This is a genomic window from Alcaligenes sp. NLF5-7 (assembly GCF_024266725.1).
GTDB lineage: Bacteria > Pseudomonadota > Gammaproteobacteria > Burkholderiales > Burkholderiaceae_B > Alcaligenes > Alcaligenes phenolicus.
Map to the genome: position 1 here is coordinate 468,380 of NZ_CP100755.1, position 19,125 is coordinate 487,504.

The 19,125-nt window shown below is 57.9% G+C and carries 18 protein-coding genes; 13 read left to right on the plus strand and 5 right to left on the minus strand.

Annotated elements, in window-relative coordinates:
* Nucleotides 1-23 precede the first annotated feature (23 nt).
* The gene (locus tag MID00_RS02255) at nt 24-1,607 is read right to left on the minus strand and encodes a TerC family protein (RefSeq protein WP_254499614.1); all 1,584 of its coding nucleotides are present in this window, start codon (nt 1,605-1,607) and stop codon (nt 24-26) included.
* A gap of 58 nt (nt 1,608-1,665) precedes the next feature.
* Nucleotides 1,666-2,457: an inositol monophosphatase family protein gene (locus MID00_RS02260; RefSeq protein WP_009457824.1), complete on the minus strand. Its 792-nt coding sequence runs from the start codon at nt 2,455-2,457 to the stop codon at nt 1,666-1,668.
* A 108-nt stretch (nt 2,458-2,565) separates the two neighbouring features.
* On the opposite strand from MID00_RS02260, the gene MID00_RS02265 reads away from it, so the two are divergent.
* From MID00_RS02265 to MID00_RS02315, 11 genes are all read left to right on the plus strand, one after another.
* On the plus strand, nt 2,566-3,414 hold the full coding sequence (locus tag MID00_RS02265; RefSeq protein WP_250756830.1) for an RNA methyltransferase: 849 nt from the start codon (nt 2,566-2,568) through the stop codon (nt 3,412-3,414).
* Nucleotides 3,415-3,559: 145 nt separating this feature from the next.
* Nucleotides 3,560-4,330, plus strand: coding sequence for an IclR family transcriptional regulator (locus MID00_RS02270; protein WP_022983524.1), 771 nt, complete (start codon nt 3,560-3,562; stop codon nt 4,328-4,330).
* 627 nt (nt 4,331-4,957) lie between these two features.
* On the plus strand, nt 4,958-6,367 hold the full coding sequence (locus MID00_RS02275) for a short-chain fatty acid transporter (protein WP_035270901.1): 1,410 nt from the start codon (nt 4,958-4,960) through the stop codon (nt 6,365-6,367).
* A gap of 9 nt (nt 6,368-6,376) precedes the next feature.
* On the plus strand, nt 6,377-7,657 hold the full coding sequence (locus MID00_RS02280) for an amidase (protein WP_250756829.1): 1,281 nt from the start codon (nt 6,377-6,379) through the stop codon (nt 7,655-7,657).
* A gap of 57 nt (nt 7,658-7,714) precedes the next feature.
* Nucleotides 7,715-9,397, plus strand: coding sequence for a malonate decarboxylase subunit alpha (mdcA, locus tag MID00_RS02285; RefSeq protein WP_009457830.1), 1,683 nt, complete (start codon nt 7,715-7,717; stop codon nt 9,395-9,397).
* Nucleotides 9,398-9,431: 34 nt separating this feature from the next.
* Nucleotides 9,432-9,782 carry a malonate decarboxylase acyl carrier protein gene (gene mdcC / locus MID00_RS02290; protein ID WP_009457832.1) on the plus strand — a complete coding sequence of 117 codons (351 nt, stop codon included), beginning with the start codon at nt 9,432-9,434 and terminating at the stop codon, nt 9,780-9,782.
* Complete coding sequence (locus tag MID00_RS02295) at nt 9,779-10,681, plus strand: biotin-independent malonate decarboxylase subunit beta (RefSeq protein ID WP_060185684.1); 903 nt, start codon at nt 9,779-9,781, stop codon at nt 10,679-10,681. Before mdcC ends, MID00_RS02295 begins: the two co-directional genes overlap by 4 nt.
* The gene (mdcE, locus tag MID00_RS02300) at nt 10,678-11,391 is read left to right on the plus strand and encodes a biotin-independent malonate decarboxylase subunit gamma (protein WP_226348580.1); all 714 of its coding nucleotides are present in this window, start codon (nt 10,678-10,680) and stop codon (nt 11,389-11,391) included. The genes MID00_RS02295 and mdcE overlap by 4 nt, the downstream gene beginning before the upstream one ends.
* On the plus strand, nt 11,391-12,095 hold the full coding sequence (mdcG, locus tag MID00_RS02305; protein WP_254499615.1) for a malonate decarboxylase holo-[acyl-carrier-protein] synthase: 705 nt from the start codon (nt 11,391-11,393) through the stop codon (nt 12,093-12,095). The genes mdcE and mdcG overlap by 1 nt, the downstream gene beginning before the upstream one ends.
* Entirely contained in the window at nt 12,085-13,047 is a 963-nt protein-coding gene (locus tag MID00_RS02310) for a triphosphoribosyl-dephospho-CoA synthase (protein ID WP_254499616.1), read from the plus strand. Before mdcG ends, MID00_RS02310 begins: the two co-directional genes overlap by 11 nt.
* Nucleotides 13,048-13,049: 2 nt before the next feature.
* Nucleotides 13,050-13,979 (plus strand): acyltransferase domain-containing protein, encoded by a 930-nt coding sequence (locus MID00_RS02315; protein WP_009457837.1) that lies wholly within the window; start codon nt 13,050-13,052, stop codon nt 13,977-13,979.
* A gap of 30 nt (nt 13,980-14,009) precedes the next feature.
* Here the strand turns inward: MID00_RS02315 and MID00_RS02320 are convergent, their stop codons facing one another.
* From MID00_RS02320 to MID00_RS02330, 3 genes are all read right to left on the minus strand, one after another.
* Entirely contained in the window at nt 14,010-14,945 is a 936-nt protein-coding gene (locus MID00_RS02320) for a LysR substrate-binding domain-containing protein (RefSeq protein WP_250756825.1), read from the minus strand.
* 208 nt (nt 14,946-15,153) lie between these two features.
* Nucleotides 15,154-15,966, minus strand: a complete 813-nt coding sequence (locus MID00_RS02325; protein WP_254500286.1) for a mechanosensitive ion channel family protein — start codon at nt 15,964-15,966, stop codon at nt 15,154-15,156.
* Between the two features lie 529 nt (nt 15,967-16,495).
* Entirely contained in the window at nt 16,496-17,104 is a 609-nt protein-coding gene (locus tag MID00_RS02330; RefSeq protein WP_250756824.1) for a class I SAM-dependent methyltransferase, read from the minus strand.
* A gap of 88 nt (nt 17,105-17,192) precedes the next feature.
* Between MID00_RS02330 and MID00_RS02335 the strand changes: the two genes are divergently transcribed.
* Together MID00_RS02335 and MID00_RS02340 are read left to right on the plus strand one after the other, a co-directional pair.
* A complete protein-coding gene (locus MID00_RS02335; protein WP_022983518.1) occupies nt 17,193-18,191 on the plus strand; it encodes an LLM class flavin-dependent oxidoreductase in 999 nt (332 codons plus the stop codon).
* The gene (locus MID00_RS02340; protein ID WP_009457852.1) at nt 18,188-19,114 is read left to right on the plus strand and encodes a LysR substrate-binding domain-containing protein; all 927 of its coding nucleotides are present in this window, start codon (nt 18,188-18,190) and stop codon (nt 19,112-19,114) included. The genes MID00_RS02335 and MID00_RS02340 overlap by 4 nt, the downstream gene beginning before the upstream one ends.
* Nucleotides 19,115-19,125: the final 11 nt, after the last annotated feature.

A 19,125-nucleotide genomic window follows, 5' to 3' on the forward strand; every position in this document is an offset into this window, starting at 1 on the left:
GTCCGAATCAAAGCCAATAAAAATTAAGACGCCAGAAATGGATCGATTTGTTCATCATCGTATGGCACACGTTCCAGGCTGACCTGTGAAATGCGACGCCCTTCCAGCTCTTCCACCTTGAAGCGATACACCGCATCGCTTTGCTCAAGCACACACATATCGCCCACCTTGGGCAATTGTCCGAAACGCGTCAGCAGATAACCGGCCAGGGTGGCATATTCTTCCTCTTCATCCACCAGACCATCCACACCCAGCATCTGTTCCAGATGATGCAAGTCGGTGGAGCCGTCCAGGAGCCAGTGGTCCTGGGACTCCTGGACAATATCGGGGGGTTCGTCCTCGCTGGGGAAGTCGCCTGCAATCGCCTCGAAAATATCCAAAGGCGTCACCAAACCTTCAATAGTGCCGAACTCGTCCGTCACCATGACCAACTGCCCGCGGCTTTGCTTGATGGTTTCCATCAGGTCCAAAATCCCGATGGACTCATACACAAAAACCGGCTGACGCAATTGGTCCAGACGGATATGACCATGAATCAGCAGGTCTGCCAGTAACTCTTTGCTTCGACCAATGCCAATAACCTCATCGAGCGAACCGCGACACACTGGCACCATGCTATGGGGTTCATGTGTCATCTTTTCGCGCAGGACCTCAGGATCGTCCTGCACATTCACCCAGGTAATCGCATTGCGCGGCGTCATCACCGAATGCACGGTACGCTCGGACAAAGTCAGCACACCACTGACCATATTGCGTTCTTCCTGACCGAACACCATTTGCGCCGCTGCACCGGGCAGATCCGGCCCGATGACCGTTTCACCGGAAGCGGGACGCTTGCCCAACATGCGCAGCACAGCCTCGGCCGTACGCTCACGCATGGGACGACCTGCCTGCAGCATACGCAACTTGCGACGCGCCAGCTGATTGAACATTTCGATCAGGATGGAGAAGGAAATGGCCGCATACAGGTAACCCTTGGGTACATGTACGCCAAAGCCTTCCACCAGCAAGGAGAAGCCGATCATCAACAAAAAGCCCAGGCACAGGATCACCACCGTGGGGCGACTATTGATATAAGCCGTCAAGGGTTTGGAAGCAACCAGCATGATGCCAATGGCAATGACCACCGCCGCCATCATGATGGGCAGGTGCTCGACCATACCCACCGCAGTAATGACCGCGTCGATGGAGAACACGGCATCCAGCACCACGATCTGCGCCACGATGACCCAGAAGCTGGCATACATGCGCGAGCCGGAAGCATGAGCGCTGCGGTTCTCAATACGTTCGTGCAGCTCCAGTGTGCCCTTGAACAGCAGGAAAAAACCACCCACGATCATGATCAGATCACGGCCAGAAAAATCCAGACTGAATATGGAGATCAAGGGGTCGGTCAGCTGCACCAGATGGGACATGACCGTGAGCAAGCCAAGGCGCATCAGCAAGGCCAGTGACAGGCCCAGCACACGAGCCCGATCGCGCTGCGCCGGAGGCAGCTTGTCGACCAAAATTGCAATGAACACCAGGTTATCGATGCCCAGCACAATTTCCAGAACTACCAGTGTGAGTAACCCAACCCAGGCGGTCGGGTCCATCAACCACTCCATCTCAGCTCCTTGGCGCTGTGATTAAAAGAACACCCCGGCAATGCCGGGGTCTAGGTTCTTAATCTTGCAGGTGCGACAGCATCTGAATAAAGATCTTCGGACTGGCGGCAATCACATTGCCAGTCTCTTTCCAGGTTTGTTCGCCTTCAAAGTCGCCCACCAGACCGCCGGCTTCGGTCACCAGCAAAGTGCCGGCAGCCAGATCCCAAGGTTGCAGGTTGACGGCGCAGAAGCCATCCAGACGACCTGCAGCCACATAAGCCAGATCCAAAACCGTTGCACCCACGCGACGCACGGCAGCACATTCGGCCAGCATATCGGCAAATGGAGAGGTGGGTTTCACGCCTGCACCCGAATCCGGCACGTGTGCACCGATCAAGGCATCGTGGTAACGAGTCTGGCCCGACACACGAATACGACGGTCGTTCAGGAAGGCACCACCGCCACGGCTGGCCGTGAACATTTCATTGCGGTTGGTGTCGTAAATGACGGCATGGGCAGCCTGGCCACGGTGCATCAAGGCAATCGAAATTGCGTAGCACGGAAAGCCGTGGATAAAGTTGGTGGTGCCATCCAGAGGATCAATGACCCACTGGTATTCGGGAGTACCTTCGCCTGCGGGTTCCAGCGGTGGGCGCTCGCCCGTTTCCTCGCCGATAAAACCGTGGTCGGGGTAAGCTTCGCTCAATACTTCAATGATGGCTTCCTCTGCTGCGCGATCCACTTCCGTGACATAATCTTTAGGGCCTTTACGCGCAACCGACAGGTGCTGGAGGTCCAGACTGGCGCGAGAGATAATGGTGCCGGCACGGCGAGCCGCCTTGATGGCGGTATTGAGCATCGGGTGCATGGAAATTCCGTTTTTTTAACAATAATTGAGCCTGCCTGGCGTGCCCTGTTGCAGGGCAAAATCGCGTGAGCAGACACAGGAAGCGTAGCTTCAAAGTAGCTATTTTAAATGACTCAGACGCAAGCATCGGCATTTGATGATAATTTTCACCGGGTTCGCTTCATTATGGTGCAACCCAGCCACCCTGGAAACGTCGGCGCAGCAGCGCGAGCGATCAAAACCATGGGCTTTGGCGACTTATGCCTGGTCGACCCGCTAGACCCGGACGTTGCACAAAACCCTCAGGCAATCTCGCTGGCCAGCGGTGCCGTAGACGTTTTGGAGCAAGCAACTATTGTTCCCACTCTGGCGCATGCACTGGAACCGGTCACTCTGGCTTTTGCCCTGACGGCCCGCCCCCGCTATTTAGGACCGCCAGCCGCCGATATACGTCAGACTGCCGAACTGAGCCGTGAGCATCTGCGCCAGCACGCCGGAACCGTCGCCATTGTGCTGGGGACCGAACGCGTGGGCCTGACCAACGATCACATCAGCCAGTGCCAATACGTCTGCCATATTCCGGCCAATCCTGAATACAGTTCCCTGAATGTCGCCCAGGCTTTGCAACTGGCTGCCTGGGAATTGCGCTACGCGCTGCTGGCTGAAAGCGGTGCCAGCCTGCTGCCCCATACGGATGGCAAGGCAGACCCTGGCAAGGAGCTGGCTCCCCAAGCCAAAGTGCAAGCCTTGCTACAGCACTGGGAACAGGCCATTGAAAGCGTCAAGTTCCTCGACCCCAAACACCCCAAGAAGCTGGTGCCCCGCATGCAGCACCTGTTCGGGCGCGCCCAGCTTAGTTTGGACGAAGTGGATATGTTGCGCGGCCTGTGTACCGCCATGATCAAGACCGCCAAAACAGCGGGCCACCCCATCCCCGAACAACGTAAAGACGATTCGGCAGGCCCGGAACATCGCTAAAACCTGCGTTCAAACGCGCAACCCCTCTTGCCCGCTGCACCCAGCGGGCATTGTCTTTTATGAGCGATCACACAGTGGACACTTTCTTGGCTGGCGTATATTCTTACTGAGTTACTTTTTCGGTAAGCAATAGCTGTTTTCAAGCATGAACACTCCCGAGACCGTAGAACCGCAGGATCAGGCCGGGCCGCGCACCTTGCAACGCGGCCTGCTGGTGCTCAAGACTTTGCAGAATCATCAAGGCAAAGGGCTGAGCGTCACCGACCTGTCGCGCGCCACGCAATTACAGCGCCCCACCATCTACCGGCTGCTGGCCGCCCTGATCGATCACGGTCTGGTCCAGAACAGCAGCCATAGCCGTCGCTACAGCGCCACGCGCCAGGATCAGGGCCTGTTTGGACTGGACCCGCGTGTCACCATCATGCAGCCCATCATGCAAGAGCTGGCTCAACAGACTGGCGACGCGGTCTTTCTGGTGGGCCGCGATGGCGACGACTCCGTTAGCCTGTGGCGCGAAATTGGCCCCTACCCGGTACAGATTCTGGCCACTTATGTAGGCAAGCGTCAGCCTTTGGGCGTGGGTTCGGGTGGCATGGCCTATCTGGCCACACTTGGGGACGAAGCGATCGAGCAGATTATCGAACGCAATGCCAATCAGCTGGATCAGTACGGTGGCATGACTCAGCGCGAGATGCGCCAGTTGGTCACCAACACCCGTATCCGGGGCTACTCGGTTGTAGGCAACTACGCCGTACGCGGTGCTTTGGGTGTGGGCTGCGCGTTGTGCGATCACAAAGGCCGCCCCATTCTGGCCATGAGTGTCACGGCCATTACCGAGCGCATGCCTGCGCCACGGCAAAAAGAAATTGCCGGTTTGCTGCGCGACGCGCTGGATTCAGTCGCCGACAAGTTTTAAATCTGGGCGGATTTCTCCCCCTGAATGGTGTCGGGATCGTTAACATCCTCATCCGCACACAGCCTGCCCTGTGTGCTTTTTTACGTCTCGAAGTTCATTCTGTCTGCTTTTCCAATCAACGCAGGTGGCTCCTCCAGGCTCAGCCTGTCAAAAAAAGAGAAACTACGCTGGCTATAAGCCCAGTCCCTTCCCACGCCGCACTCCCCCAGGTTGGCGTATGAAAAAAAGCAGTTCCGTTTCAAACAGCGCCCTATCCGCAACTCAAACTGATCCTCTAATCAGTTCGTTTTAGCTAAATATCCCCATCTCCCGTAAAACAAGCGGCTTTATACCCAAAGCCGCGTGTCGCAGCATTCGCACGCCCTTTTCCCCTAGGGTTAACGCGTCATCGTTTCGCCGCGCGTAAATAAAACAACATTTGCTTTATTGATCCACGCACTAGCCTGTCGCTATCTTGTGGGCACAACGATAAGCCCCCTAAGGGGCACACCATAAAAAAGGAAGGCGAGATACAGGCAACAGTCATTACCGAGGAGTACGCGCTAGCGGGACTGTGTATCCAGCATCCACATCCATCAGCCGACCCACTAGCCAGGTCGGGGAGACAAAAACAAGGATAAGTTCATCATGAACACCACTGCTACCCTCTCGGCCAAACCCAGGCCAAACTTGCTGACCCGCTTTACCAATATCTGCGTGCGTTACGTAGAAAAGTGGATGCCGGACCCGTATCTGTTCGCCGTCATCCTGAGCTTGCTGGTTGTAGGACTGATTGCCCTGTTTGTTGATGGCGCCACCCCCGGAGGAATGGTGGATGCCTGGTATCGCGGGGTATGGGGCCCCAAAAGTATTTTCACCTTTGCCCTGCAAATGGTGCTGATTCTGGTGACGGGCTACACCCTGGCCGAAGCACCACCCTTGAAACGCGCCATCATCTGGTTGGCCTCCCGTGCCCGCACACAAGTTGAAGGTGCCCTGCTGTGCTTTGCCGTGGGCGCGATCTTCTGCCTGCTGAACTGGGGCCTGGGTCTGGTGGCCGGTGCCCTGGTTGCACGCCAGGTTGCCCGCCGTCTGCCCAATGTGCACTTTGGTTATCTGATTGCCTCGGGTTATATGGGTTACCTGCTCTGGACTCAAGGTCTGTCCAGCTCGATTGCCCTGGCCAATACCGACCCCAACAGCCCCATTAACGTCATCCATCAACTGACCAGCATGACGGTGCCGTTCAGCCTGACCATTTTCCAGCCCTATAGCTGGATTCCAGTTGTGGCCCTGATCATCCTGCTGTTTCTGACGATCTGGCGCATGGAGCCTGACTACGCCTTGCCGCCTGACCCCGCCGTCTTTGCTGACATTGAAAAAGACCTGCCCAAAACCAAGCCCAGCACCCCGGCTGAAAAGCTGGAAAACCTGTGGATTCTGAATGTGCTGTTCTTTGCCGCGGGTATGTACTACTTCGTGCGCAGCGGTTTTGCGCTGAACATCTCATCCATGATCATGCTGTTTACCGTCACCGGTGCCCTGCTGCACTGGACGCCTATCCGCTTTATCAAATCCTTTGTCGAGTCCGCCAAAACGGCAGGCCCGTTGATTCTGCAGTACCCGCTGTATGGCGGCATCATGGGCTTGCTAGCCTATATCCCCATGGAAGGCGGTCGCGCCCTGGAAGAAATCCTGTCCTCCGCGCTGGTGACTGGGGCCAATGAATACACTCTGCCCTTCCTGACCTTTATCGCCTCCATCATCATCTCGCTGTTTGTTCCTTCCGGTGGCGGACACTGGGGTGTGCAAGGCCCCATCGCTGTGCAATCGGCCCTGGCCATTGGTCAGGACGGCCCTGCCTACCTGGGCCTGATGTCCATGGCCGTGGCCTTTGGCGAGGCGGTGGCCAATATGATCCAGCCCTTCTGGCTTTTGCCTGTGCTGGCCATTGCGCGACTGAATGTACGACAAGTGATGGGCTTTACCGTGGTGGCCTTTCTGATTGGCACCGTCATTTTGACGATTGCTATTCTTATCGCACCTTTCACGATCTAAGGACGCGCCATGTCTGTGAATGATTTCGCTACCCGAAACAGGACATCCAGCCAGGAGGCAGCAGAGGCAGCAATTGCCCGCTACGAGCAAACCGAGGATCTGATTCAGGCCTTTGCCCATCTGGACAAGGAGCAGGTACGGCATGTCGCCCAAGAGCAGGAGAACAACACCGGCCCCTTGAAGGGGCTGGTCATCGGCATCAAGGATTTGATCAATACGGCGGACGCTCCAGCCACCTATGGTTCGCCCATTTATCGCGACAACCGCCCCACCCAGGACGCTGCCATTGTGCAGGCCCTGCGTGCGGCCGGTGCCGTGCCTTTTGGCAAAACCGTCACCACAGAATTTGCGCTGTTTAGTCCACCCAAGACACGCAACCCCTGGAATCTGGAGCACACGCCGGGCGGTTCGTCGTCCGGCTCGGCCGCTGCCGTGGCTGCCAATGTGGTGCCGGTAGCTTTGGGCACCCAGACAGCGGGGTCCGTGGTGCGCCCCGCCACGTTCTGCGGAATTTATGGCTTCAAACCCAGCTTCGGCGCCTTGCCCAGCAGCGGCCTGAAAACCATCAGCCCGTCTCTGGACACCTTGGGAATTTTGGGCCAGCGTCTGGAGGATGTTCGCCTTGTGTTCAACGCACTACGCAGCACGCCGGAAGTATCGCAAGTCCTGCAGCAAGCCCCTTTGCGCCTGAGCTTTTTGCACACACCCTGGTGGGAGGACATTGCCGAGGATTTGCGTGATCGGCTGGAAGCGACCGTGACTCACCTGAAAATGGATGACGGCCAGTTCGAAGTTCAGCTTAGCGACAGGGACAGTCTGTTTGGTGAACTGACCCATGCGCAGCAAGCCGTCATGGGGGCTGAAGTGCTGATCCATTTAAGCCATGAACGCCAGCAACATCTGGAACTGCTCTCGCCTGCTTTGCAGACTTATCTGGATAAATGCGCACAGACTCAACCTGCCGAACTGATTCAGGCTCAAGGCCTGATCAATCAGGTCAAGCGCCAACCCGAGCTGATCTTCGGCGACGCAGACCTGATCCTGAGCGCAGCCGCCTTGGGCGAGGCTCCCACACGCGACACGACGGGCGATCCCGTGCTGTGCCGCGCCTGGACGGCACTGGGCATTCCATGCATCAACTTGCCCATCGGCTTTGGTAGCCACGGGCTTCCTTTAGGACTGCAAGTGGCTGCCCGCCCTGGGCAAGATGACCTGCTACTGGAAGCGGCCACCCGCATTGCCCACCGCCTGGGCACATTAACTATCGCGCTGCCTGAACTCCGATCCTGAAGGGTCGGGCAGCTTACTCAACGGATCACATCGACAGAGGTAGGACAGGGAAACCCAATGACGGACAGCAACTGGAATCTTAAGAATCAAGCCCGCCAGCAAAGACTGCAACGTGCCAGCCGCGCACTGGGAGACTCTTTGCAAGGCAAGATATGCAGCACGGATAAAGCCAGCAGCTTGCTGGAAGCCGTATTACAAGTAGGAGATCGAGTATGTCTGGAAGGCAATAACCAGAAGCAGGCCGACTTTCTGGCCGACGCACTGGTGGGCGTCGACCCAGCGCAGATTCATGACCTGCACATGGTGCAATCCGTGCTGGCCTTGCCCCAGCACCTGGATGTGTTTGAAAAAGGCATTGCGAACCGCCTGGACTTCAGCTTTTCCGGCCCGCAAGGTGCGCGCCTGGCCAGGCTGGCCTCGGCAGGACGACTGAACATCGGTGCCATTCATACCTATCTGGAGTTGTTTGCCCGTTACTTTGTAGATTTGACCCCGAATGTCGCGCTCATCGCGGCCCAGGCCGCCGATGAGCACGGCAATCTGTACACCGGCCCCAATACCGAAGATACCCCGGCTATTGTGGAAGCCACTGCCTTTTCCGGCGGCATTGTCATCGCCCAGGTCAACGAGCTGGTCGACAGCAAGACCACCCGCCTGCCGCGTGTGGACATTCCCGCCGACTGGGTGAACTTTGTCGTGCCCGCTCCCCGCCCGCACTTTATCGAACCGCTGTTTACCCGCGACCCAGCCCAGATCAGCGAAATCCAGGTCTTGATGGCCATGATGGCGATCAAGGGCATCTACGCGGAATACGGTGTGCAACGCCTGAACCACGGCATCGGTTTTGATACCGCCGCCATTGAATTGTTGCTGCCCACTTACGGCGAATCACTGGGCCTGAAAGGCAAGATTTGCCAGCACTGGGCCTTGAATCCGCATCCTGCCCTGATCCCGGCCATCGAAGCCGGTTGGGTGCAATCGGTGCACTCCTTCGGCTCCGAGCTGGGCATGGAAAACTATCTGCGCGCCCGCTCCGATGTGTTCTTCACCGGCCCGGATGGCAGCATGCGCAGCAACCGCGCGTTCTGTCAGGCGGCTGGCCACTACGCCTGTGACCTGTTCATCGGCTCCACCTTGCAGATCGACCTGCATGGCAATAGCTCCACCGCCACGCTGGGCCGTATTGCCGGTTTTGGTGGCGCACCCAATATGGGCGCGGATGCACGTGGTCGTCGCCACGCCAGCCCCGCCTGGTTGAAAGCCGGGCAAGAGGCACGCCAAGGACGCCAAGGTGCAGCCGGTACGCCACGTGGTCAGAAGCTGGTGGTGCAGATTGTGGAAACCTTCCGCGAACACATGACGCCCGCCTTTGTGGACACCCTGGATGCCTGGACCCTGCAGGAGCAGACCGGCATGGATCTGCCGCCCATCATGGTGTACGGCGACGATGTCACTCACATCCTGACAGAAGAAGGCATCGCCAATCTCTTGCTGTGCCGTACCGACGAAGAGCGCGAGCAAGCCATACGGGGCGTTGCCGGCTATACGCAAGTGGGCCTGGGCCGAGATGCCCGCATGGTGGAGAACCTGCGTGATCGCGGCATCATCCGTCGCCCTCAGGATCTGGGCATAGACCCACGCCAGGCCACCCGCAATTTATTGGCCGCACGCAGCATGCGGGATCTGGTTCAAGCCTCCGGCGGGCTGTATCAACCTCCGGCACGCTTCCGTAACTGGTAATGGCCCGCCACGCTATTTGCATTAGGAGATCACGATGACAAACATTCCTCACGGCCTGGAAACCCTGGCCTATAGCTTCAAAGGGCAAGAGCCTATTGGCACCTTCCAGCCTGTGCTGGTGGGCGTGGTAGGTTCGGGCAATCTGGAAGTGCTGGCCGAGCCCAAGGACAGCGCCGAATGCACCATCCATATTCATACCTCGGCACGTGGTTTCTCCACGATCTGGGATGCGGTAGTGCGGGACTTTCACCAGCGCCATCCGCTGGCCGGTATTCACTTTGACATTAACGATATGGGGGCCACCCCTGCCGTGGTCAGCTTGCGTCTGGACCAGGCCGCCAGCGAAGCCCTGGCACGCAGCCAAGCACAAGGAACACAGTCATGAGCAGTTATCTGGAGTGTTCTGCCCGCCAGCGCGTCCAGGCTCTGTTTGACGCCAACAGCTTTCACGAATGGCTGCCCCCTGCACAACGCTTGAGCAGCCCCCATCTGGCCCAGTTGGGAGTGCCTTCTTCCTTTGATGATGGCGTGGCTATCGGCCGTGCCTTGCTGGAGGGGCAGACCGTGTATGTGGCGGCGCAGGAAGGCGAATTCATGGGCGGTGGTGTGGGCGAAGTCCACGGCGCCAAGCTGGTGGGCCTGCTGCGTCGAGCCATGATCGACCGCCCTGCAGGCGTAGTGCTGCTGCTGGAGTCCGGTGGTGTGCGTCTGCACGAAGCTAACGCCGGTTTGATAGCCGTCTCGGAAGTGATGCGCGCCCTGCTGGACACGCGTAATGCCGGAGTGCCTGTGATTGCTTTGGTAGGCGGGCAAAACGGTTGCTTTGGGGGTATGGGCATTGTGGCCCGCTGCACCAACCACCTGATCATGAGCGACGTCGGCCGTCTGGCCATGTCCGGCCCGGAAGTGATTGAAGCCTCCCACGGAGTCGAAGAATACGACTCCAAGGACCGCGCTTTGGTCTGGCAAACCAGTGGCGGAAAACACCGCTGGCTGACCGCCGATTGCGACGACCTTGTACCGGACACCGTGGCCGCTTTCCGCGCCGCTGCCGTACAAGGCTTGAAGAATCCAGCTCGTGGTCCCGTCACCCTGGAAGAGCTGGAACAGGAACATCAGCTGCTGGCACACCGCGCAGCCCTGCTGCCTGTGGAGCAATGGGACCAAACTGAAAATCAGGCCCAAGCCTTGTGGCAAGCACTGGGGCTGGAACAAAGTGATCAAGTCGGGCAGATGGATGCTGCAGCCGTCAAAGCATTACGCAGCCAGGAGGCGCTGTCATGAAATGGGAAACACTGGTGCAATCGCTGTTCGATACGCAGCACAGCATTAGCGAACAGGATTTGTTCTTGCAAGGCAATGCCGAGTTTGATGGTGAAACCTTGGCCGTGATCGGCACGACGGAACACGCCCCCATCGGCGTGTCCCTGGCCTTGACCCAGGCACAGGCCGTGCTGGACACCATCAAGAACCATCCTGGCCGTAGCCTGCTGCTTTTGGTCGATACCCAAGGCCAGCAACTGCGCCGCCGCGATGAGCTGCTGGGCATCAACCGCGCCATGGCTCACTTGGGCATGTGCCTGGATCTGGCCCGACGCAAAGGCCACAAGGTCATTGGGCTGGTGTACGACCAGGCCCTGTCCGGTGGCTTCATCACCTCCGGCCTGATTGCCGATGCCTGCTATGCCGTGCCCGAAGCCGAAATTCGCGTCATGCGCATTCCTGCCATGGCCCGCGTGACCAAGCTGCCCGAAGCCATGCTGGAAGAGCTGGCGCAGTCCAATCCGGTCTTTGCGCCCGGCGTAGGCAACTACGTGGCCATGGGAGGCATTCAGTCTGTCTGGGACAGCAGCTCGCCAGAGCAACTGCGTGCTTCCTTGCGGGCAGCACTGGCTCAATCCAATGATCAGGATCGCCGCGCCAGCGATGGTGCCGAACGTGGTGGCCGCCGCCTGGCTGCCCAGATCATTGAACAGGTCTTGCAGGCATCCTGATGAACGCCCAGCTGCCCGCTCGCCGTCACCACCTGATCACGCTGGACAACACAGCCTGGGATCAGGTGCTGACTGATCTGGATCTGACCAGCCACGTCTGCCAGAGCCTGCGTCAATGGCAGGCTCGAGGCTGGCCGCTGGTCGTCAGCCGTCAGCCAGGCGAACTGCATAGCGGACAGTTGCAAGTGGGCATTCCTTTACCGACCGATTGGGGGCGGCAACGTCTGTCCCTGATCGTTTCCCAAAACCAGAGCCTGTCTTGGGGCAGTTTCCCCCCCGCCCATGAAGCCCAAACCTTATTGCCAGCCTCCTTGGCGCAAGACTGGCTGAGCTTATGCCAGCGTATGCAAGCACATGGCTGCACGGCTCAGGTCTATGGCAGTTATGGCTGGGAACTGATCACAGGACAGGGCTATGTGCGTGAAGGTTCAGACCTGGATTTGCTGCTACCCGTGCAGAGCGCCACGCAAGCAGATCGTCTGGTGGAGCTATTAGGTGCAATCAGCGAATTGTCCGGTTTGCCCCGCCTGGATGGAGAGTTGCTGTTCCCGGATGACGCGGCCATCGCCTGGCGTGAATGGCAGCAATGGCGCAGCGGTGCCAGCAGCAAAGTCATGATCAAACGCACTCATGGTGTACGTATTCAGGCGCACTCGGACTGGCCCGAGCACGCTCCTGCTCCGGAGTCCTCTCATGCTGCTTGATGCAATTGAAACCAGAACGTTGGCGCCTCGCCCCACTGCCGCCGACTTCATGGATCCATCCCGTTCCTGGAGTTGTGCGGCCATAGGCCGTGCGGCGGTTCTGGCGCTGTATGACGAGCTGATTCTGGCTCCCAAACCGGGGCTGGTTTCCTTGCTCGACAGCGGCAGCCATGACGATATGGATGCCAGCACTTTTTATCGCAGTCTGTTTGCCCTGCGCCATTATTTTTCTGACATGGCGGCTCTGGGCCAACAGCGTGTTCCATTCAGCCAGCTGCAAACTCGCGGGATTGCAGCGGAGGCTCGCATGCAGGCGGCAACCGGGGGCATCAATACCCACCGTGGCGCCATCTTCATGCTGGGTCTGTTGTGCGCAGCCGCAGGCTCTTGCCTACCTTTTCGCACCCTGACTCCCGCCACGATTCGGGACCAACTTCAAACATTATGGGGGGCGGCTTTACAGGCCCGCAGCCTGCAAGCTTCGTCCGCACTGCCGGGCGGACGGGCGGTACGCCGCTATGGCTTGCAAGGCGCGAACCAGGAAGCAGCCCAGGGCTTTCCCACCTTGTTTGAAACGGCCTGGCCCGCCTGGCAAGTCGCTGTCAAAACTTTGTCTCCGCACAGCACACCAGTGGCAGAAGAGCAGTTGCAAACCGTGGGTTTGCATACCTTCTTTTCTGTTATGGCGGTCCTTGACGATAGTAATCTGGCCCATCGTGGCGGACTGGAGGGGCTACACTACGCGCGCCACTGCGCCACACAATACTTGCAAGCAGGCAGTGCGTTCAGCCCCGATGCGGTGCAGCGCGCGCAAGCCTTGCATCAAGCCTTCATGAAACGTCGCCTGTCCCCCGGCGGCGCAGCCGACACCTTGTCGGCCTGCTGCTGGCTGGATCGCTTGCAAGCCTATGCACCCGGCAGTGCCAGCCAGCGTCGCCCTACTGGAGCCTGACTATGAAAATCGCCCTGCTGTTTTCCGGGCAAGGCATGCAATACGCAGACATGCTGCCCTGGATGAACCCGGCAAACCCCTCGCTGCTGCAAATGCAGGAACAGTTGCACGTTCCCGATTGGCGCGCTGCCATGCGCGATACCCGTTGGGCCAGCACCAATGCCCATGCCCAAGTTCTGCTGACAGCTTGCGCCTTGGCCGCTTGGCAGGAATTGCAGGAGCACGTCCCTGCTCTGCAAACCTCCAGGCGATCTTTGGTGGCCGTGGCGGGCTACAGCATTGGTGAACTGGCAGCCGCTTGTGTAGCGGGTGTGTTATATGCCAGCAATACCATCCAGCTCGCCGGACTAAGAGCCGCCTTGATGGATAAAGCCGGGGCCGGACAGGACAGCAGCATGCTGGCGATAAGTGGGGTTTCAATCCGGACGATTGAGCAATGGTGCCAAGCGCACGGCGCTGCCCTGGCGATACGCAATGGTCCTGATAGTGCTGTCTGTGCGGGACCACGTGACAAGCTTGCTGCCCTGGAAAAATTCGCTCAAGAACAAGGGGCACGTTGCACACCCCTGGCCGTGAATATTGCCTCCCATACCCATTGGATGAGCAGCGCGGCCCAGGCCTTTCAAGAGCAACTGAATCAAAGCGAACTGACTGCCCCAACCTTGCCTTGGCCCACCAATGCCGGTCTATGGGTGCATAACGCCACTACCGCTGCCCAGGCCTTATCAGCGCAGTTGATGCAAACTGTGCAATGGGACTCCTGCATGGAACAGATTGAAGAGCGACAGCCCAATGTGGTGCTGGAGATTGGTCCGGGCCGCAGTCTAGCGACCATGTGGAATCAACGCTATCCGGAGATTCCTGCGCGCAGTGTGGACGAGTTCCAAACCCTGGATGGCTTGCAGCGCTGGCTATCTCGCTGGGCTGGATAAACGCAAGACAGCGGCTTGCGCAGACCCGTATCAGCCCGACGTCGGCCCTTCTTTTTCCAACTGAGTACGCACGATCCGGCAGGCCCGTAACAAGCTCAACACATTCGGGCTGCGCTCGCGCGACTTCATGCACACCAGGCCGATACGCTGTGAATGTCGATACTTCTGCTCCAGGCTCAGCCACTGAATCTTGTCAGAAAAAACCGCTTTGGCTCGCGCAGGTAAAAGGGAGCATCCCACACCACCACTGACCAGACTCATCAAGGAAAAGATGTCTCCGGTGCGCATCACAATATCGGCATCAAACCCGGCTTTGGCCAACATGCGCTGCATGTCCCGCCCCGTTGCAAAATCATCGGTCAGCGACACAAAACGTTCCTTGGAACAACGCTCCAGATCCACCACGGACGAGTCCGATCCTTGCCAATCCATGGGAGCAGCAAACATCAGCTCATCATCAAAAATGGGCAGCACTTCCAGATCATCCGGTTGCTCCTGTGGCAACTCGATCAAGGCTGCGTCAATATGACCGCCCCGCAACTTTTGCAACAGCTTCTCGTTGGAGTCCAGCACCAGATCAATCTGCAATAAAGGCTTGTGAACCTTCAGCTCTACCAAAAGGCGCGGCACCAAACGTATCGTCAGCGAGTACATGGAACCTATGCGCAACTGATCCGACGAATACCCCCCGGCTTCCCGGGCAGCATCAATGCCGTGCTGCAAGGTGCGTATGGTTTCCTTGGCCGCTTCGGCCAGCTCGCGCGCCGACTCCTGTGGCACCAGATTGCGGCCCTCCTGCAAGAACAGCGGGCAGCGCAACCCTTCCTCCAGGCTTTTCAAGGCCCGATGCACGCTCACCGCACTGGTGCCCAATTGTTCAGCGGCACGGGCAATCGTGCCAGCTTCCAGAAAAGCCAGCAGAACTTCCAAGCGTCGTACCGTGATTTTTTCGTCGATCAGAAACATCGTGAGGGCAGGTGGAAAAACAGCGCCAGAGCAAAGAGTACAGTATGGGAGAAGCCCGCAGTAAGACCAATGCAGGCTAACCCGAAAAAAATGCCCCAAGCCGCTAAAAGCAAGGCTTGGGGCATTCCCATGTCAGGTCAGAACAGCACGGGCTTGAACCCGGCAAAATCGTATTCAGGATCTGGAAATCAGGCCCTGAGCCCAAGGCTTAAGCAGCCTTTTTCTCGCCACCCGTTTGCACGATTTCACGTACTGGAACGGGCGTCTGCAAACCAGCCTGATTCAGCACTTGGACCGCACGGCGGAACAGATCAAAACGGGCATCCCAGAAGTCAGCAGCATTGATCCACGCACGCAGATTGACGGTGATTACGCTGTCCTTGTACTCCATGACCATGACCAAAGGAGCCGGGTCTTTCAGCACCTGAGGATGTTCATTGAGCAGGTCTTGCAGCAGCTTGATGGCCAGGTCCAGATCATCGCCATAACGTACGCCCACCCCGAAGTCCAAACGACGAGTGGTGTTACGGCTGTAGTTGATGATAGGGTTGCCCCAGATCAGGCTGTTGGGCAGCGTAAATTGAATGCCATCCACTTGCTCAAAGCGGGTCAGGAACAAACCCACTTCCTGCACGGTGCCGTCACCTTTACCAACAACCGACACAAACTCGCCCGCACGCAAGGGACGCAGCATCAGCAACATGATGCCGGCGGCGATATTTTGCAGTGTGTTCTGCAAGGCCAAGCCCACCGCCAAACCGGCGGCACCCAGTACCGCGATAATGCTGGCGGTCTGCACACCAAAACGGGCCAACACGGCAATCAGCACAAAGATGCGGATTGTCCAGACCGTTACGGACTGGGCCATAGGCACAATCGTCGGATCCACTCGCGGCGAGCGGGCTGCCATGCGCTTGATGGCACGACCGGCGGCGGCAGACAGCCACCAGCCAATAATCAGAATCAACAAAGCAATCACGACGTTGAGCGCAATCGCGACAACGGCTGGAAACTCTGTCATCCAGGCTTGCAATTTTTCCACGTTTCAATCTCCTCAATTAAAAGGCAAAGCACCGAAGGGACTGGCCGCCAAGGGTAAACATTGCTAGTGCGCATCATAGCCTTGGGACGGGTCTGAACCCAAGTTGAGCAAGCCCACCATCTTATCCCCGAAAACTGTGGATAGCTCATAGGAAAAACTGGGCAAATCAGAAAAACCTTCCGTAGTATCAGCCACTTGAAAACCACGAACAGAAAACATCCAAATCCGGAAACAGACGCCAGCTTATCCCCATAAAATGTGGACAAGTCACAGGATAAACCGTGAATCACTGCACTTATCCCCGTGCAATCAAGCACTTAGAAATGGCGAGCAGAGAATCGACAATTCTTTACCATTTTTTTCCTCGGGCAAGCCTTTGCTTGTTGAAAACCGGCTTATCCACAAAAGATGTGCATAAAAATAGGGAAAACCCCTGTATTAGCAAAAAATAGGCTTATAAAACAATCACCTAAGTAGCCAGGTCAGGGATTCACCATTTTGCACCTGTTCAAGCCGGTACGCGCCACAGGGAAGCCAGCCAATGCTGCTCCTGCGGCGGCCTGTCTGTGGGGCGATAAAAGTGATCGATATACTCAAAGCCCGCTTGCTCCAGACGCTCTGACCACTGCTCCCAACTGTAGTAACAACCATAGCGCTGACCATTCCAGCCTTCTTGCCCCTGACCACGCGGATTGGAGGAGAACAGCACGCCGCCCGGTCGCAGACTGTGTCGCAAAGCAGTCAAAACCGCAGGCAGCTCCGCGCTGGGTATATGGAATAGAACCGCATTGGCAAACACGCCATCAAAAGCCGCAGCGGGCAAATTCAAATCCAGAAAGTCCTGATGCAGCACCGGCAAGCCAGTTTGCTGACGAGCCATCTCCACAAAAACCGCACAGCCATCCAGCCCCACCGGACGATGGCCCATGGCCTGAAACGCGACCAGATCCCGCCCCGGTCCACAGCCCAGATCCAGAATATCCACGGGCCCCGGCAAGCCGATGGCCGCCAGCAAAGCATCACGATTCTGGCTGACATCATGGTCCCACGTGCCGTCCCGATAAGCCTGCGCATGGTCCTGGTAATGATTGACGGTGCGACGACTGGTTTCTTTCATCTGAACATCCTTGCCTATGCTATGGGTTTACTTGACGCTGCCTAACGATGGATCGACTATATCCTGAGTCCAATTTGAATCTGATGCCATGAAGCCAAGCTATCCGCTCTCCGTCCTAGACCTGTCCCCTATTGTTCAGGGCTCCACACCGGCCCAGTCCTTTCGCTGTTCGGCGGACATTGCCCGTCATGCCGAGCAGTGGGGCTATCACCGTTACTGGCTGGCCGAACACCACGGCATGCCCGGTATTGCCAGTGCTGCCACTTCAGTTCTGATCGGGCACATTGCCGGTCAAACCAGCCGCATTCGTGTGGGCGCGGGCGGCATCATGTTGCCCAACCATTCCCCTTTGGTGATTGCCGAGCAGTTTGGAACGCTGGCCTCCCTGTACCCCGGCCGTATTGACTTGGGCCTGGGTCGTGCCCCTGGCTCCGACCCCGAAACCGCCCGCGCCTTGCGCCGCAATCTGAACAGCGACCCCGACCAGTTTCCGCGCGACGTGCTGGAACTGATGGACTATATGTCCGACGAGCCGCGCAACCGCATCATGGCCGTGCCCGGTCGCGGACTGAATGTGCCGGTCTGGATTCTGGGCTCCAGCCTGTTTGGTGCTCAACTGGCCGCCGCCTTGGGCTTGCCCTACGCCTTTGCTTCGCATTTTGCACCTGCTCAATTGATGGATGCTATTGAGGTTTACCGCCGTCAGTTCCAGCCTTCCGTGCATCTGGAAAAACCTTACGTCATGCTGGGCTACAACGTCTTTGCCGCCGACACGGAAGACGAAGCCAAACTACTGGCCTCCTCCTGGCAACAGTCTTTTGTGAACCTGCGCAGTGGTCGTCCCGGCCAGTTGCCACCGCCCGTACGCGACTACTACGAGCAATGCAGCCCATCCGCCCAGCATCTGCTGGACTCCCTGCTCAGCTGTACGGCCATTGGCAATCCGGAACAAGTGCTTGAACAGATGAAAGGCTTCATTCAACTGACCGGCGCCAACGAGCTGATGCTGAACGCCAATATCTTTGACCATAACAAGCGCTTGCGCTCCTACGAGATTGCCGCCGAGCTGCGCGGCAGTCTGGTATGAACCCACGCCATCTTCAGGAGACCGCACTGCGCTACTTCCAGGAAGTAGCGCGTTGTGGCTCTATCTCGCAGGCGGCCAGCAATCTGCATGTGGCCACATCGGCCATCAGCCGCCAGATCAGCGGACTGGAAGAAAACCTGGGTATGGCCTTGTTCGAGCGCCATGCCCGTGGCATGAACCTGACCGCTGCGGGAGAACTGCTGCTGGCCCATGCCCGTCGCAGCGCCATGGATGCCGAGCGCACCTTGCACGATATTGCCGCCTTGCAAGGGCTGCAAACCGGCCTGATACGCATCGCCTCCTCTGAAGGTTTGGCCGCCCAGCTACTGCCGCAATGCATTGCACAGTTTCGTGAAAAGCATCAGGGCATACGTTTTCAACTGGACGTACTGCCGCCACACCGCATCACCATGCTGCTGCTAAGCGGCCAGATTGATATAGGCATCAAATTCACCCAGACGGCTGAAAAAGACATCAAGACCTTGTTCCGCCGCGATGCGCCCGTCATGGCTCTGGCGGTTCCCGGCCACCCGGTAACCCGTACCGAACGCATCAGCCTGAAAAGCCTTCTGGCACACCCCCTGGCCTTGCCCGGCCCCGACACCACCGTGCGGCAAATGATGGATGTGGCCTGCAGCGCACAGAACCTGAGTCTGGACCCGGTATTCAGCAGCAATCACATGCAGTCTCTGCATCAATTTGCCTTGTCCGGCGCAGGCGTGACGGTGTCGGCCTTGCTCTCGGCTCGTCACCTGATTGAGCAAGGTTTGCTGCAAGCCAGTTTCATTCATGAACGCGGCCTGTTGAACCGCCAAATTGAAGTGCAGGCCCTGGCTGGCCGCCGCTTGCCCTCTATTGTTCGCCGCTTTCTGGACGAGTTGCTGCCACAGCTTGAGGTCGACCCTCTAGCCTTGCCAAAATAGCAACACTGACC